This is a genomic window from Paraburkholderia sp. BCC1886, from assembly GCF_900996245.1.
In the GTDB taxonomy this organism is placed as follows: domain Bacteria; phylum Pseudomonadota; class Gammaproteobacteria; order Burkholderiales; family Burkholderiaceae; genus Paraburkholderia.
This window is the reverse complement of the sequence record NZ_CAAJGK010000034.1, coordinates 191,479-206,991: the sequence shown is the minus strand read 5'-3', so window position 1 is coordinate 206,991 and position 15,513 is coordinate 191,479. Positions and strand designations below refer to the sequence as shown.

Genomic DNA, 15,513 nt, shown 5'->3' with positions numbered 1-15,513 from the left:
TCCCGTGCGACCGTTGCCTTGCCGTCGGCGACCGTTACCTTCGAGGCGAACGTGGCTTGCGGCAAACCTGCCAGCGCGGCCAGCATCTGACCGGTCTGGTTCGAGTCGTCGTCGATGGCCTGCTTGCCGAGGATGATCAACGACGGCTGCTCCCTATCGACCAGCGCCCTGAGCAGCTTCGCGACCGCCAGCGGCTGCAGTTCTTCGAGGGTTTCAACGAGAACCGCGCGGTCCGCGCCGATCGCCAGCGCCGTACGCAGCGTTTCCTGCGCTTGCGCCACCCCAGCCGACACGGCGATCACTTCCGTCGCCACGCCCGCCTCTTTCAACCGCACAGCTTCTTCAACCGCAATCTCGTCGAACGGATTCATCGACATCTTCGCGTTCGCCAGATCGAAACCACTGCCATCGCTTCGGACGCGGGGTTTGATGTTGTAATCGAGCACGCGCTTGACCGCGACCATCACCTTCATGTGTTCCTTCTCCTGCCAGACCCGGTTTTCATCGCGCCCGCGAGGCACCGCGAAGCGCACTGCCAAGCAGCCTCGCGTGAACTCATGCCGCGAGCAGGCGACGCGCGACGATCAGCCGGTGAATTTCATTCGTGCCTTCGATGATCTGGTTCAGCTTCGCGTCGCGCATCATCCGTTCGACGGGAAATTCTTTCGAATAGCCGTAACTGCCCAGCACCTGAACGGCTTCGGTGGTTACTTCCATGGCGATGTCGGTGACGAAACACTTGGTCATCGACGCCAGCATGTTCAGTCGCGAATGGTCGCCCGAATCGATTTCGTCGCAGCAGTTGTAAAGCAGGTTACGGGCGGCTTCGACCTTGATCGCCATGTCGGCGAGCTTGAACTGCATGCCCTGAAACTCGGCGATCGCGCGGCCGAACTGCTTGCGCTCTTTCGCGTAAGCGACCGACACGTCCAGCGCTCCCTGCGCGAGGCCGAGGGATGTGGCGGCAATCGTCGGGCGGTTGAGATCGAGCACCCGCATGCAGGCCTTGAAGCCTTCGCCTTCCGCGCCGATCATGCAGTCGGCATCCACGCGCATGTCGTCGAAGAACAGTTCGTGATTGGGCGCGCCGTGGCGGCCCATCTTGTGCTCCTTGCGACCGAGCCGGAAGCCCGGCGTCTTCGTGTCGACCAGAAACGCGCTGATGCCATCCGAGCCGCTGGCCTCCGAGGTCCGCGCGAACAGCAGCACGAAATGCGCATGGCCGCCCCACGTAATCCAGTTCTTCTGACCGTTGATCACATACGAGTCGCCGTCCTTGCGGGCGCGAGTGCGAATCGACGACACGTCCGAGCCGGCCTGCGGCTCGGTCACCGCAATCGCCGACACGAGCCGTCCTTCCGCGGCAAGCGGCAGCCAGCGCTGCTTCTGCTCCTCGGTGCCGAAGTGCAGCAACGGCAGCACGAACGAAATCGAGTTGTTGCCGCACAACGTGGCCGCCGCGAGCGAGACCTTGGCAATCTCTTCCTTGACGATGCACACCGTCTTCAGATTGCCGCCCGGGCCACCGTACTCTTCGGGCAACCACAATTGCAGTAGTCCCATATCGCCCATTACCGGCACCAGCTCGGCGGGAAAGCGGTCCTCCGCTTCCATGCCCGCTACCAGCGGGACGATATGTTTCTGCACCATCCGGCGAACCGAATCCTGAATCGAAACCAGCTCTTCACTTAGCCGCATAACCACTCCTTCCTGTCGATGTCGTTGGGTCGTGCGCTCAGTAGCTCGGGAACGACAGACCGCCGTTGATGCTCAGCGTCGAGCCCGACACCTGGTCCGATTCCCGGCTCGACAGGTACAGCACGTATTCCGCGAGATCTTCGGCTGAATTCAGTTTGAACTTCACGCGCTGCTCGGCTTTGGTAAAAGCCTTGACGATCACTTCCTGGGAGCCGGCATCCCTTGCAGCGAGAAAACGGTCGTGTGCGGGCGTGCCGGTCGTAAGCGTGGTCGCCACCGAGTTGATACGGATACCCAGGTGAGCAAGTTCGGCACCGAGCGCGCGGGTCAGAAACATGATCGAGGCACCGGCGGCACCAATCATCGACTCGCTCGGCGTCGGAATGCGCGCGGCGTCCGTGGTGATCAGCACGATCTTCCCGTACTGCTGGCTGCGCATGAATTTGGTGGCCGCGTGCACGGCGTTCAGGCGCGGCATCAGGCGACTCGTCAGGCAGGCAATGCCCTCGTCCGGCGCCATGTCGACGAACAGCTTCGGTTTGGGATCGCGCGGACCGCCGCTCGCCACCACGATATCGACCTTGCCGAAACGCTCCGCGGCCGCGGCCACGGCGCGCTCGATGCCGTCGTAAGTCAGCAGGTCGCTATTGACGAACACACGCTCGCCGTCGAACTGCCGGCACTCGTCGATCAACGACGCGGCCGCCGCTTCGTCGCGTCCCTGAATCACGACGCTCGCGCCGCTTTGCGCGAGCTTCAGCACGCTGGCGCGTCCGATTCCTTTCGTCCCGCCCAGCACGACGGCGGATGCCCCTCTCAGATCCGTAAGCATGGTGTTACCTGTCTCCCACATTGCATGTTCAGACGCGCCGACGACGATTGCCGCCGCGGCGCATGACCGCTCCGGCCGCTCCTATTTGCCGGACTCTTCTTCGCCGTAGCGCCCTTCGCGGGAATGCGCGGCGCCCGTGACGCCCTTGTTACGGCGCTCTTTCATGAAGTTGTGTTCGTCGCTTTCGTAGCGGATGTTGGTGCCGAGCGCGTGCATCACATAGCCGTGCACGAACTGCGAGGTCATGCCGAGCGAATCCAGCGCGAGGTGATTCGCAGCCTTGCCGATCGCGATGGCGTCGCGCGGCAGACGCACGATGCGCTCCGCCCACTCCTCGCCCGCTTCAGCGAGCCGATCGGCCGGCACGGCCTTGTTCACGAGCCCCATGCGGGCGGCCTCGATACCGTCGACGACGTCGCCGAGCAGCAGCAGCTCGCGCGCTTTCTTCGGTCCCATCGCAAGAATGTTCCAGCTCGTCAGATACGAGGCGCCCGCGAGGCCCATTTTCTGTTCGGGGTGACCGATCTTCGCGTCTTCGGCGGCGATGGCCAGATCGCTGGCTTCGACCACGTAGAGCCCGGCGCCCACGCAGTAACCCTGAACGAGCGACAGCGTCGGCTTCACGCAGTAGAGAATCTGGCGAAACTGTTCGACATGACGCTTATCGAAGTGCAGCCGGGCGCGCTGGCTAGGCCGGCGTGCGCCCGGCTCCTTGGAAAAGCCATATTCCGCGCCGCCCACCTGGCCGAGATCGTGACCCGTCGAGAAGTCACGGCCTTCGCCGCGAAACACGATCACGCGAACGTCGTCGTCGCGCTCGGCCCGCTCGATGTGTTCCATCAACCGGTCGAACATTTCGTAGGTCAGCGCGTTGCGTTTCTCGTCGCGGCAGAAGGTGATATAGGCGCGACCGTCTTTAGCTTCGTACTTGACTGCATCCCTCAGATCTTCACTCATCGCTCGTTTCCGTCCTTAAGTTGTCTCTTCCGTCTACCCGGCACCCGGCGCGACTGGCATGGCGCCGGCACCGTTTCGCCCGGTTTTTGCCTTCCACCTCATTTGGTCCATTGGATGAACCTTTGAAATATACTCACGGAGAACGAAGCCGATGTCAAGTCAGGAAATCGCCAGGAAAATCCCTCGTTCTGGACACGGGTATTGCTCACTTGAAGAATTGGCCGCCGGGGGTTAGCATTCCCGGCAAACTGTGAATGGATTAATCATTGAAAACCGCAAAAACCACCGCCCAGTCGCCGAAAGCGCCGGCTGCCGTTAGCCCGGCCGACGCACCGCTCGCCCGCGTGCGCCCCACGCCCGCTTATGCGCCGGTGCAGACCCGGCGCGCGTTCGAGGCGGTTGCCGACCAGATTCGCGAGCAATTGCAAAGCGGCGCGCTGCAACCGGGCGACCGCCTGCCGCCGGAGCGCGATCTGGCCGAACAGTTCAGCCTGAGCCGCAATACCGTGCGCGAGGCGTTGCGTTCGCTGGAAATGGCGGGCGTGCTGGAGTTCCGCAAAGGGGCGACGGGTGGCGCGTTTGTCCGGGAAGGCCGCGGCGACGCGGTCATTGCCGGTTTCGCCGACCTCTTCAGACTCGGCGCTATCCAGCCGGCCGACCTCACCGAAGCGCGGCTGATCGTCGGCGTGGCGGCCACCCGTCTCGCCTGCGAGCGGGGTACAGATGAAGATTTCGCGGCCTTGCGCGAAAACGTTCGCGAAAGCGAACTGGCGGTGTCGAACGGCGACGTCCAGCAACGGCTGCGCATCAACCTGGAATTCCACCGACTGGTGGCGCGAGCCGCCCGCAACCCCGTGCTGGTCATCCTGACCGACGCGCTGGTCGAGATTCACGAGCAGATGCTCGAACTGGTATCGCCCGCGCCCGACAGCGCGGTCATGCCGTCACGCCGCCGGCTGCTGAAGTACTTTGCCGCGCGTGACGAAGAGAAAGCGGGCGCCGAGATGGAAACGCATCTGCGTTCGTTGCAAAAGCACTATCTGGCTCATCAGAGCGAGTTGAAGCGCTAAGGAGAAACGCCGCGCGTGGCTCACCTGCGCGGCGCTTAACAACATCGACTCCGGCGGCCGGCAACGCCGTCAGGCTTGCGTCAGTCGGTTCTGTATCACGGCCTCGGCCGAACGCAGGCCGAACACCGCGGCCTTCATCAGGCCGCCGACATACCCCGAATTCGCCCCTCCCTCGATCCCACCCGTCGATGCGCCCGCCGCATACAGTCCCGCCATCGGACGGCCGTCCGTATCGAGCGCGGCACCCTGCGCGTCGATCGCGATGCCGCCCATCGTGTAAGTGATGCCGGCACACAGCGGTATTGCCAGAAAACCCGGCCCGGTCAGCGGCGCGGCGCCGGTGGCCAGCATGGCCGGCTTGACCGTGCGGGGCGGCGACAGGGCGCCGAGGCGGCCGTCGGCAAGCGCGGCGTTGTAGTCGCGCGCGGTAGCGGCGAGCACGGAAGGATCCATGCCGATGCTCGCGGCAAGTCCGTGCAGATCCGGCGCGCGGTGAATCGTTGCGCCGAGCCGCTCCAGCGCCGGATTCGGCGGCAGCAGAAACGCGCGGCCGGCGTTCTCCCAGATCGTCTCGTCGACGATCACGAACGACGACAGCGGTTCGTCCAGTCCGGCGATCGCGTTGGCGACCGCCACGCCGCCCAGTCCCTCATCGGCGAAACGCCGGCCGGCGCCATCCACCACGATGCCCGACGAGGCCACGATATCCAGCACCGGATACGGCCACAGTGACTCGTCCTCGACCGCCTGGGCGTGCTGGACGTGTCCATAGAAGCGATCCATGCCGGTTAGCAGCGCGCCCGCGGCTTGCGCCATGCGGATACCGTCGCCCATGCCCGTGCCCGCGCCGCGTTTGCACAGTTGCTCGGGACGCCGCGAGATGTACTGCCTGACCATGTCCGGGTTACCCGAGAAGCCGCCGTCGGCGAGCAACACGGCGCGTGCTGAGATCAGGCGCCTCGCTTCACCCGCCACCTGCACCCACACGCCTTCACAACGACCGTCGATCATCTCCAGCGCGTCGGCGCGAGCGCCACGCAGCAAGCGGCCGCCTGCCGCGAGCAGCGACGCTTCCAGCCGGTCGAGCAGCAGATCGCCGCCCTTGCCGCGCCAATGATTCTGAAACCCCGTCTCGCGCAGGCTGAAAGGCTTCAGCATATGGGCCATGAACGGATACTTCCCGCCCTTGCCGAACTCCGCACCATGCAGACCCAGCCATTCGACGACGCGCGGTCCATCGACCGCCAACGCATCGGCAAGCGCTTCGTCACGCAACCCGGCGCTGGCGTCGACGATCGCGCGGCGCAGCGCCTCCGTTCCCGCCGACACATCGAGAAACGCCAGATGAAGCACGCCGCCCGCGTAGCGCGAGTTGGCGGCATAGCGCGTTTCGCTCCCCGCTTCGAGCAGCGTGACGGACAATCCCGCCTCGGCGGCCCGGTTAGCCGACACGAGACCGGCGAGCCCACCGCCCACCACGACAAAATCCACACCCGATGTTGCACTCGACATCCGTTCGACTCCTCGGGCTCAGCCCAGATAAGACTGCTGGATCGCTTCATGCCCGCGCAGCGATTCGCCCGAGCCTTGCGCCGCAATATGACCGACCGACAGCACGTAACCGTAATCGGAAAGCGCGAGCGCCTCGTCCGCATGTTGCTCGACGAGCAGAATCGTGAGCCCCGACTCGCGCAGCACCTGCAACACACCGAAGAGCCGCTCGACCACCAGCGGAGCCAGCCCCAGCGACGGTTCGTCGAGCAGCAGCAGGCGCGGGTCGGCCATTAGCGCGCGGCCCATCGCCACCATCTGCTGTTCGCCGCCGCTCAGGCTGATCGTGCGCTGTTCGGCACGCTCCTTCAGTTTGGGAAAAAGCTCGTACACATAGTCGAGCCGGTCGCGATACAGCGACGCCTCGCGCCGATGGCGAAGCCGATGGAAACCGAGCCGCAGGTTTTCCGTGACCGTCAGTGCGGTGAACAGTTGCCGCCCTTCCGGCACCTGGACGATGCCCAGCTCGACCACCTCCGGCGCCGACAGTTTGACGATGTCCTCGCCGTCGAACGTGATCGATCCGGCGTTCACTTCCACGAGCCGCGAGATCGCGTTGATCAACGTGGATTTGCCCGCGCCGTTCGCGCCGACTGCCGACACGATCGAGCCTTGCCGGATCTCCAGCGAGAGTCCGTGCAACGCTTCGGTGCCCTTATAGCCCGCGCGAAGTCCGTCAATTTTTAGCATGTGCGCCCCCGGTGCCCAGATAGGCCTCGATCACTTTCGGATTGCTCTGGATCGATGCGGCGTCGCCCTCGGCGATCTTCGCGCCATGATCGAGCACGACGATGCGATGGCATAAACCCATGATGAAGCCGATGTCGTGCTCGACGATCAGAATCGTCAGGCCGTCGTCGTTCAGTTGCCGCAGCATGCGTCCGAGTCCGGCGGTCTCCTGATCGTTCAGACCGGCGGCCGGCTCGTCGAGCAGCAGGATGCCGGGCTCGCTAGCCAGCGCCCGGGCGATTTCGACCAGACGCTGTTGTCCATGCGGCAGATGCGAGATCAGTTCATGCGCGCGCGACGCGAGTCCGACGAAATCGAGCAGTTCCATCGCGCGTTTCGCGCAGCGCCGCTCGTCGGCCGCTACCTTGCGAAAGCGCAGCAGCGAGGGCAGGAAGCCATCCACCAGTTGCGGATGAAATCCGAGCATGACGTTCTCCAGCACGCTCAGTCCGCCAAACAGTCTGACGATCTGGAACGTGCGCGCCATGCCCATGCCGCTGCGCGTATGCAGCGGCTGACGCGTAATGTTCTTCTGCTTGAAGACGATCTCGCCGGAGGTCGGCGTATCCACGCCGGTAATCAGGTTGAAAGTCGTCGATTTGCCCGCGCCATTCGGACCGATCAAGCCGATCGCTTCGCCCTGGCGAACTTCGAACGACACCTGGTCCACCGCGACCAGCCCGCCGAAGCGCTTCATGCAGCCTTCGACCGCCATCAACTGCGGGGTGCCGACAATCGGCGTGCGTTGCGGTGATGTCTGGCCTCTCATCGTCCCACTCCTTTCTTGACAGCCGGGTTGGCCGCAACACGCGGCGCCTGGCGCTGAAACAGCGGGAAGCGCGGCAGACGGCGCTGCGAGCCCAGCAGCCCGGACAGTCCGTTGGGCAGGAAGATCAGGAACAGCAGCAGGCACAGGCCATACACCAGCGTCTGCAACTCGCCGAACCGCGTGAGCAGTTGCGGCGCGGCCACCACCACGATCGAGCCGAGCACCGGTCCATAACGCGTGCCGAGACCGCCGACCACGGCAATGGTCAGCATCGACACCAGGATCGGAAATTCGCCCATGCTCGGACTCACCTGCTGGCTGACGACGGAGAAACCGACCCCGGCGAGGCCTGCGAGCACCGCGCTCAGCACGAACACCCGCAGCTTCTGGGCGGAAACGTTCACACCGAGCGCCGCGGCCGCCCGCTCGTCGTCGCGAATGGCTTGCAGCGAACGTCCCAGGTGACTCGACACGATAAAGTTCTGCAGGATCAGCACGAGTCCGGTGACGACCACGATCACGTAGTAGAGCGTCAGCCGGTCGACGGTTTTATCGCCGATGCTCAGCGCGGGAATCAGCAGTCCCGCGGTGCCGCCCGTCACGTCGATCCAGCGATTCGCCACCCCGGCGATCACGATGCCGAAGCACAGCGTCGCCATCGCGAGATAGTGCGTGCGCAGCCGCAACAGCGGAATGCCGATGAGCAGCGCAACCAATGCGCAGATCACGAGACTGGCAGGCAGCGCGGCCAGCGCGGAAAACTTCGCGTTCAGTTGCAACAGCGCGTACCCATATGCGCCGATCGCAAAGAACCCTTGATGTCCCATCGCAATCTGCCCGGCGTACCCGTACAGCAGGTTGAAGCCGACACTCAGGATCGCGTAGATGCAGATGAGTGAGATCAGACGCAACTGGAAGCCCGTGCTCAGCAGCATCGGCGCGACCAGCGCGGCAACGAACAGGACGAGGAACGGTCCCTTGACCGACCAGAACGTGGATTGAATGGATGCTGTCTTCATCGCCGGACTGCCTCGAAGTCGCCCAACAGACCGTACGGACGGATCAGCAGGACGAGCAGGATTAACACAAAGATGATCGGCTCCGCGTAGAGGCTGCTGCCATACCCCGCCACGAATGCCTCGAGAATGCCGATGACGATGCCACCGGCCGCCGCCGCAAACGGACTGCCCAGTCCGCCGAGAATCGCCGCCATGAATCCCTTGACCGTGAGGTCGACACCCATGGATGCCTGGCCGCCGAGCAGCGGTCCGATCAGCACGCCCGCGATGCCGCTTACGAGCGCGCTGAACAGAAAGCCGAACCGCACGATGCGCGACGAGCGGATACCCATCAACTGCGCGATACGCGGTTGCGCGCCGGTTGCCCGCACGCACAGGCCGAAGCTCGTGCGGTACAGCAAGAACCAGGTCGCCAGCAGAAACACGACGAACGCGACCACGATCGCCAGTTGCTGCAGGTTGGTGGTCAGCGGTCCGAGCTTCATCGGTTTCATCGGCAGGATGTTCGGCACGAAAAGCTGGTCGGCGCCCCAGATCAGCAAGGCCACGCCGCTGGCGATGATCGCCGCGGCGAGTGTGCCGATCATGATCGTGAGCGGCGGCGCGCCGCGTTTGACGAGCGGCCGGTACACGGCGAACTCGAGTATCAGTCCGCACACCAGCACGACCGCGATCACCGCGGCAAGCGCGACGGGCGTCGGCAGATTGCAGGTGACCATGAAGAAGATCGCCGACATCGTGCCGATCATCACGAAATCGCCCTGGGCGAAATTGATGACGCGGTTGGTGCCGTAGATCAGCGACAACGACAGACCGATGAGACCGTAGACACTGCCATTGGTCAGACCGGCCAGTAACAAGACACTGATTTTGTCCATGAGGAGGGTCCTCGTTGTACCCGGTTGAAACTCAGGTGAAGCATCGGAATGCGCGACGAACCTCGACGCGCATTACTTTCGACAAAGCGCCGGTCGATCTCGGCGCGGCATCGGCGCGACCTCAGTGCGGCTTGAATTTGCTCAGGTCCGGCTTCACGAGATGCGTGCCGTTGTCGGCAACCTGAATGAACACGTACCAGTGCTCGTCGGGCGAACCGTGATGCTGTTTCGCGGCGAAGCGATACGACGCGCTCTGCTCGCCTTGCAATCCCTTGAAGCCGTTCAGCTTCTCCGTCTCGTCGCGAAACGCGGTGCGCGCCTGTGCGAGATTGCCCGCATCGATCGCCTTGAGCACGGCCGGCGTGGCGATCACCTTGAGCGCCGCTTTGCCCGCGTCGTAGCCGATCACCGGGTAGAGCGTCGGCTGATGCTGCCCGAAGCGCGCGTCGAAAGTCTTGAAGAACGCTTGCACGTCGGCACGCGACGGGTCCACCGTGTTCGGAATCAGCACGCCGTCGCTGGCAGGACCCGCGAGCTTGCGCAGCGTGTCGAGCAACGCGCTGCGGGAGACGACGATCGGCACGTCGACGTTCAGTTGCCGCATGGTGCGCAGCACGCGCGCGCCATCGGCTGCATACGGGAAGACGATCACCACGTCGGGCTTCGCGTCGTGCAGGTTCGTCACCTGCGGCGACAGGTCCGTCGCGTTGATGTCGTAGGTTTGCTGGGCGATCACCGTGATGTTCTTTTTCTTCAACGCGGCAGTCGTGGCGCGCGCGCCGTCGATGCCGAACGGCACCGAGTTGTTGATGATCGCGGGCCGCTTGAAACCCTGTTGCGCGAGCAGGTCGGCAATCGCCGACGCATCCTGGCGATTGGCCGGCCCGAAGCGGAAGTGGTAAAGCGCGGACGGATCGACCAGCGAATCGGTGCCCGCCGACAGGATGTAGTAGGGAATCTTCTCTTCGGTCGCGATCGGAATCATGGCCGCAGCCGGTGCCGACGGATTGCCGCCGATGATCACGAGCCCTTTGTCGTCCTCGGCACAACGGGACGCGAAAGTGGCGGTCAACTGCGGATCGGTCTTGCCGTCATACGCCACGAGTTGCAGCTTGTGACCGGCCACGCCGCCCGCAGCATTGGCTTCGTCCAGCGCCATCTGCAAACCCTGGTAACCCTGAATGCCGGTTTCGGCGGCGGAACCGCTGCGGTCGTCGATCGAGCAGATCACGATGGGTGCGGCCGCTCGCACCGGGTTGCCGAACGCCATCGCCGTGAGCGCCGCCAGCGTCAGTCCCACGACGCCCGGCCAGCTCGATGTTCTTTTTAGACGTGTGGCGCTGCGTTGTTCCTTCATGCCTGTCTCCTGATCCATATTTGTAAGTGTCTGGTTATTTGTTCATTGGATGAACCTTTGAATTATCATAGACGCGTCGGATTTCCGATGTCAAGAAAGCTCGGCTCGGGGTTTTACCTCGTATGCACGAAAGCCAGGGCAAGCGCGACTAGGTGAACGACGACGCGTCACGCACACTGACAGCCAGGTCGACGCGCATTCGAACCCATTCATTCAGGAGACATTCGTGGAAAGCCACCACTGCAATCATTCGATGCAAGGCGTGCAGCTGCGCGAACCCGGCAACGTTCAGCTCGCCACGCTGCAAAGGCCTCGCGCCCAGCCGGGCGAGGTGCTGCTTCGCGTGCTGGCGGCCGGGCTCTGTCAGACCGACGTGCATATCCGTTCCGCCGCCGATTCGCGCACGCCCGACGGCACCACGCTCGGTCACGAAATCGCCGGCGAAGTCGTCGAACTGGGCGCGGGCGTCACGCAATGGCGCAAGGGCGACCGCGTAGTAGTGCACCCCTGCTGGTCGTGCGGCGTGTGCGCCGCGTGTCTGGCCGGTCGCCAGAACGCTTGCCGCCGCACCGGCAGCAGGCTGTCGCCGCCGCCTACACCCGGCGTGACCCGCAATGGCGGCATGGCCGAATACGTCTGCGCTCCGGCGAGTGCGCTGATGTCGATCGGCGAACTCGACGCGGAGGTAGCCGCCACGCTCACCGACGCCGCGCTCACGCCGTATCACGCCATCCGCACCTGCGCCGAGCAGCTGTATCCTGGCTCGACCACGGTGATCATCGGCCTCGGCGGACTCGGCAATCTGGCCGCGCAGATTCTGCGCGCGACGAGCGCCACGAAGATCGTCGCGATCGACATCTCGAACGATGCGCTGGACGCCGCGCGGCCATGGCTCGACGTCGCGATGCTGTCGACCGACCCCGACCTCGTCGAGCGCGTGATGGCGCTTACCGAAGGTTGCGGCGCGGACGTCGTGCTCGACTTCGTCGGCAACGATGCCACGCTGAAACTGGACGCCGCACTCGTCTGCCGCTCCGGGGCGATCCGGGTCGTCGGTCTGTCGGGCGGCACCTATCCGTTCGTGGCCCGCTCTTCGAATAACCCGCTGCCGCGCGGCGTGTCGATGATGTGCCCTTACGGCGGCACCTACGGCGACCTCGCCGCCGTCATCGCGCTGGCGCAGCGCGGTGCGATCCGACCGCTCGTCACGCGCTTCGCGCTCGACGACGCGCTCAGCGCATTCGACGCACTGCAGGCCGGCAAGATTCGTGGTCGCGCAGTGTTGATACCCGGCGGCGTATCGGCGCAACAAGCCGGGTTATAAGCGGCCGCAGCGGCCGCTGCGGACCATCGGAGAAAAGGCCGGCGCCGCAGACTGTCCGGCGCCGTTTCCTCAAGCCGCCGGCACCGCTGCCGCTGCCACGCTCGCCGTCTGCCCCACCATGACGTCGGCGATTTTTTCGGCCGCCATCATCGTCGGGAAGTTGATGTTGCCGCTCGGGATATGCGGAAAAATCGACGCGTCCACGACCCGGAGGCCCTGCACGCCGCGCACTCGCGCCTCGGCATCCGTGACTGCGAGCGGATCGTCGTCGGCGCCCATGCGGCACGTACACGACGGATGCCAGACCCCTACGCACGCACCACGCACGAACTCGCGCAGCGCCGAATCGTCGGCGAGCACTTCCGCGAGCGTCGCGCCGCCCGCGATCACCCGCGTCATCAGCAGCTTGCGCAACGGCGCGGGACCGTCGAGCAGGGTGGCCAGCACGTCGGTAACGAGTTTGTTGCGGCGGCTCAGCATTGCGACCTGGCGGACCTTCTCGCTGTAGCTCGCGGGGAACGGCTCGGCCGTCACCGCTTCGACCGCCGCCAGCGCCTGCACCGCGGCCATCTTGTGAAAGCCGTCGACGAGCCGGTCGAGATCGCGCTCGTCGGAGAGGAAGTTGAAATCGATCGAAGGGGCGTCGCGCCAGTCCGTCGAGTTCAAACGGACTTGCCCAAGATTCGAGAACGGCTTGTTCACGTACATCAACATCGTGCCGATCCGCTCGCCGACTGCATGCCACGACGTTCGCGTCACCACCGAGACGAACATGTCGCCCGCAGGCGCGCCGCCGATACCCGACGAGTAACGCCAACCCAGCATGATGTGCCGCCGGGTCGTGTCGTTCACGCGCGCCGCACGGCGAATGAACGACGCCAATGCCACCGACGGATGCTCCATCAGATGCTGACCCACGCCATTCGATTCGGCGATCACCGCAATGCCGTGTTCGCGCAGATGCGCGAGCGGCCCGATCCCGGAGCGCAGCAGAATGGCCGGCGACTGCAATGCGCCGGCCGACAGGATCACTTCACCCGCGCGCACTTCGGTTGGCCGGCCCGGCACGTCGAGCCGGATGCCGCAGCAACGCGTGCCCTCGAACAGCAGCCCCGCCACTTCGGTCTCGGTCCAGATGGTCAGGTTGGGACGCTGGCGCGTCGCTGCATCGAGATACGCCATCGACGCCGACACGCGCCGCTCGTTCAGATTCGAAATGGCAATTGGAAAATAGCCGTCCTTGAACTCGCCGTTCTGATCGGGCAAATACTCATAGCCTGATTGCTTCAGCGCGGCGGCGATCGCCGTCGCGTGTCCCGGCCACGTCTCGGGAAAGATCCGCCGCACGGGGATCCGTCCTTCCTTGCCATGCAACGGACCGTCGAAATCCAGATCGCGTTCGATCTTGCGGAAATACGGCAGCACGTCGTCCCAGCTCCAGCCCTTTACGCCGCGTGCCGCCCAGTCGTCGTAATCGCCCGGCGCACCGCGATTGAAGAACTGACCGTTGATCGACGAGCCGCCGCCCAGAATGCGCGCCTGTTCGTATTTGCGCAGCTTGCGCGGCGCCGTCTCGCCGTCCTTCGGTGCGACCGTATGGACCTGCAGTTTCGGCCACAGATAATTCGGATTCAGATAAGCCGTGCCGGGATAACTGTCGAGAATCGACGCGGGCAGATTCTCGTTAGGCAGATCGGCGCCGGCTTCGCAGAGCAGAACCCGCTTGGCCGGATTGGCCGAAAGACGGTTGGCGAGGACCGATCCCGCCGATCCGCCGCCGACAATGATGTAATCGAAGGATGTCATCGTGATCAGTCCAGATTGATCGCCACGCTCTTCACCGAGGTGTACAGATCGAGCACCTCGCGGCCGCGCTCGCGGCCCCAGCCCGATTGCTTGTAACCGCCGAACGGCAGCGCCGGGTCGTTGACCATGTGCGCGTTCACCGACACGGAACCCGCCTTGATGCGTCGCGCGAGCTTGTGCGCGAGGCTCAGGTTTTGCGTCCAGATACCCGCGAACAGACCTAGCTCGGTGTCGTTGGCTTCGGCCGCGATACGCTCGATATCCGCGTCGTCGAAAGGCATCGCGCACACCACCGGGCCGAAAATCTCCTCGCGATAAATCGACATGCTGGAGGTCGTATCCACGAACACGGTGGGCGGCACGAAGTAGCCGGCCTGATCGGCGCGCAACGGGTTCTGACCGACGCGCCGCGCGCCCTCTTCGACGCCATTGCGGATATACGACTCGACGCGCTTCTTCTGCTGGTTCGAGATGAGCGGACCAATCTGGCTGTCGGGCGCGAGACCATGACCTACTTTCAGCTTGTCGCCATACGCGACCACGCCTTCCACGACCTGATCGAACACCTTCTTGTGAACGAACAGCCGCGAACCCGCCGAGCACACCTGACCACTGTTGAAGAAGATTGCGTTGGCCGCGCCGGCTGTCGCGAGATCGAGTTTGGCATCGGGAAACACGAACACCGGCGACTTGCCGCCGAGTTCGAGCGAGATTTTCTTGAGATTGCCGAGCGCGGCTTGCACGATACGTTTGCCTGTTTCGGTCGAGCCCGTGAAGGCGATCTTGTCGACGCCGGGATGCGCGGCGAGCGCCGCACCCGCGGTCGCGCCGAAGCCGGTGACGACATTGACCACGCCGTCGGGAATGCCCGCTTCCTGAATGATCTGACCGAGCCGCAAGGCGTTCAGCGGCGTCTGTTCTGCGGGCTTCAACACGACCGTGCAGCCGGTGGCGAGCGCCGGCGCGATTTTCCAGATTGCCATCGACAGCGGAAAATTCCACGGAATAATCTGCCCCACCACGCCGACCGGTTCACGCGTGGTGTACGCGTGCCACTCGCCCGGCATCGACAGGTCGACGGAATCGCCGTTGTTCTTGGTGGCCCAACCCGCCATGTAGCGCAGCATCTCGGCGGTGCCGGCAATGCCGCGCCTGGCGAAGGAGAGCGGCTTGCCGTTGTCGACTGCTTCGATCTCGGCCAGTTCGTCGCCGTGATGTTCGAGCAGATCGGCGAGGCGAAACATGACGCGCGTGCGGTCGGCGGGCTTCATCTTCGCCCAGTCGCCGGTTTCGAATGCACGGCGCGCCGCTTGCACGGCCAGATCGATATCCGCTGCGTCGCCTTCGGCCACGCGTGCGACGACCTCGCCGGTACCCGGATCGAAGACGTCGAACGTATTGCCCGACTGTGCATCGACCCAGCGACCGCCGATCAGCAGACGATGCCTGCCGCGGATAAAGTTTGCGCTAGGCGCGCCCAGAGTTTCGTAAATCGAAGACATGTTGAACCTCTCGTTGTGTTC

The 15,513-nt window shown here is 64.3% G+C and carries 13 protein-coding genes and 1 pseudogene; 2 read left to right on the top strand and 12 right to left on the bottom strand.

The features are described 5' to 3' along the window. The 4 genes and pseudogenes from FQ746_RS04780 to FQ746_RS04765 form a co-directional block, all read right to left on the bottom strand. Positions 1-473 (bottom strand): annotated as a pseudogene (locus FQ746_RS04780) (electron transfer flavoprotein subunit beta/FixA family protein); the annotation flags it as partial. An 82-nt stretch (positions 474-555) separates the two neighbouring features. Continuing rightward, positions 556-1,698 carry an acyl-CoA dehydrogenase family protein gene (locus FQ746_RS04775; RefSeq protein WP_144107767.1) on the bottom strand — a complete coding sequence of 381 codons (1,143 nt, stop codon included), beginning with the start codon at positions 1,696-1,698 and terminating at the stop codon, positions 556-558. A 37-nt stretch (positions 1,699-1,735) separates the two neighbouring features. Continuing rightward, complete coding sequence (locus FQ746_RS04770; RefSeq protein WP_186310641.1) at positions 1,736-2,530, bottom strand: SDR family NAD(P)-dependent oxidoreductase; 795 nt, start codon at positions 2,528-2,530, stop codon at positions 1,736-1,738. Positions 2,531-2,611: 81 nt separating this feature from the next. Then, a complete protein-coding gene (locus FQ746_RS04765) occupies positions 2,612-3,487 on the bottom strand; it encodes an enoyl-CoA hydratase/isomerase family protein (protein ID WP_186310640.1) in 876 nt (291 codons plus the stop codon). A gap of 266 nt (positions 3,488-3,753) precedes the next feature. Between FQ746_RS04765 and FQ746_RS04760 the strand changes: the two genes are divergently transcribed. Continuing rightward, a complete protein-coding gene (locus FQ746_RS04760; protein WP_144107765.1) occupies positions 3,754-4,557 on the top strand; it encodes a FadR/GntR family transcriptional regulator in 804 nt (267 codons plus the stop codon). A 69-nt stretch (positions 4,558-4,626) separates the two neighbouring features. Here FQ746_RS04760 and FQ746_RS04755 read toward each other — a convergent pair whose 3' ends face one another. The 6 genes from FQ746_RS04755 to FQ746_RS04730 form a co-directional block, all read right to left on the bottom strand. Beyond that, entirely contained in the window at positions 4,627-6,069 is a 1,443-nt protein-coding gene (locus FQ746_RS04755) for an FAD-dependent oxidoreductase (protein ID WP_144107764.1), read from the bottom strand. Between the two features lie 18 nt (positions 6,070-6,087). Then, positions 6,088-6,798, bottom strand: a complete 711-nt coding sequence (locus FQ746_RS04750; RefSeq protein ID WP_144107763.1) for an ABC transporter ATP-binding protein — start codon at positions 6,796-6,798, stop codon at positions 6,088-6,090. Then, the gene (locus FQ746_RS04745; RefSeq protein ID WP_144107762.1) at positions 6,785-7,606 is read right to left on the bottom strand and encodes an ABC transporter ATP-binding protein; all 822 of its coding nucleotides are present in this window, start codon (positions 7,604-7,606) and stop codon (positions 6,785-6,787) included. Before FQ746_RS04745 ends, FQ746_RS04750 begins: the two co-directional genes overlap by 14 nt. Continuing rightward, positions 7,603-8,625, bottom strand: coding sequence for a branched-chain amino acid ABC transporter permease (locus tag FQ746_RS04740; RefSeq protein WP_144107761.1), 1,023 nt, complete (start codon positions 8,623-8,625; stop codon positions 7,603-7,605). Before FQ746_RS04740 ends, FQ746_RS04745 begins: the two co-directional genes overlap by 4 nt. Next, entirely contained in the window at positions 8,622-9,503 is an 882-nt protein-coding gene (locus tag FQ746_RS04735) for a branched-chain amino acid ABC transporter permease (RefSeq protein ID WP_144107760.1), read from the bottom strand. Before FQ746_RS04735 ends, FQ746_RS04740 begins: the two co-directional genes overlap by 4 nt. 121 nt (positions 9,504-9,624) lie before the next feature. After that, positions 9,625-10,860, bottom strand: coding sequence for an ABC transporter substrate-binding protein (locus tag FQ746_RS04730; RefSeq protein WP_222105851.1), 1,236 nt, complete (start codon positions 10,858-10,860; stop codon positions 9,625-9,627). 226 nt (positions 10,861-11,086) lie between these two features. On the opposite strand from FQ746_RS04730, the gene FQ746_RS04725 reads away from it, so the two are divergent. Further along, positions 11,087-12,184 carry an alcohol dehydrogenase catalytic domain-containing protein gene (locus tag FQ746_RS04725; RefSeq protein ID WP_222105850.1) on the top strand — a complete coding sequence of 366 codons (1,098 nt, stop codon included), beginning with the start codon at positions 11,087-11,089 and terminating at the stop codon, positions 12,182-12,184. A 69-nt stretch (positions 12,185-12,253) separates the two neighbouring features. On the opposite strand, the gene FQ746_RS04720 is transcribed toward FQ746_RS04725, so the two are convergent. Next, on the bottom strand, positions 12,254-13,990 hold the full coding sequence (locus FQ746_RS04720) for a GMC family oxidoreductase (protein ID WP_144107759.1): 1,737 nt from the start codon (positions 13,988-13,990) through the stop codon (positions 12,254-12,256). Positions 13,991-13,995: 5 nt separating this feature from the next. Beyond that, positions 13,996-15,492 (bottom strand): aldehyde dehydrogenase family protein, encoded by a 1,497-nt coding sequence (locus FQ746_RS04715; protein ID WP_144107758.1) that lies wholly within the window; start codon positions 15,490-15,492, stop codon positions 13,996-13,998. Between the last annotated feature and the right edge of the window lie 21 nt (positions 15,493-15,513).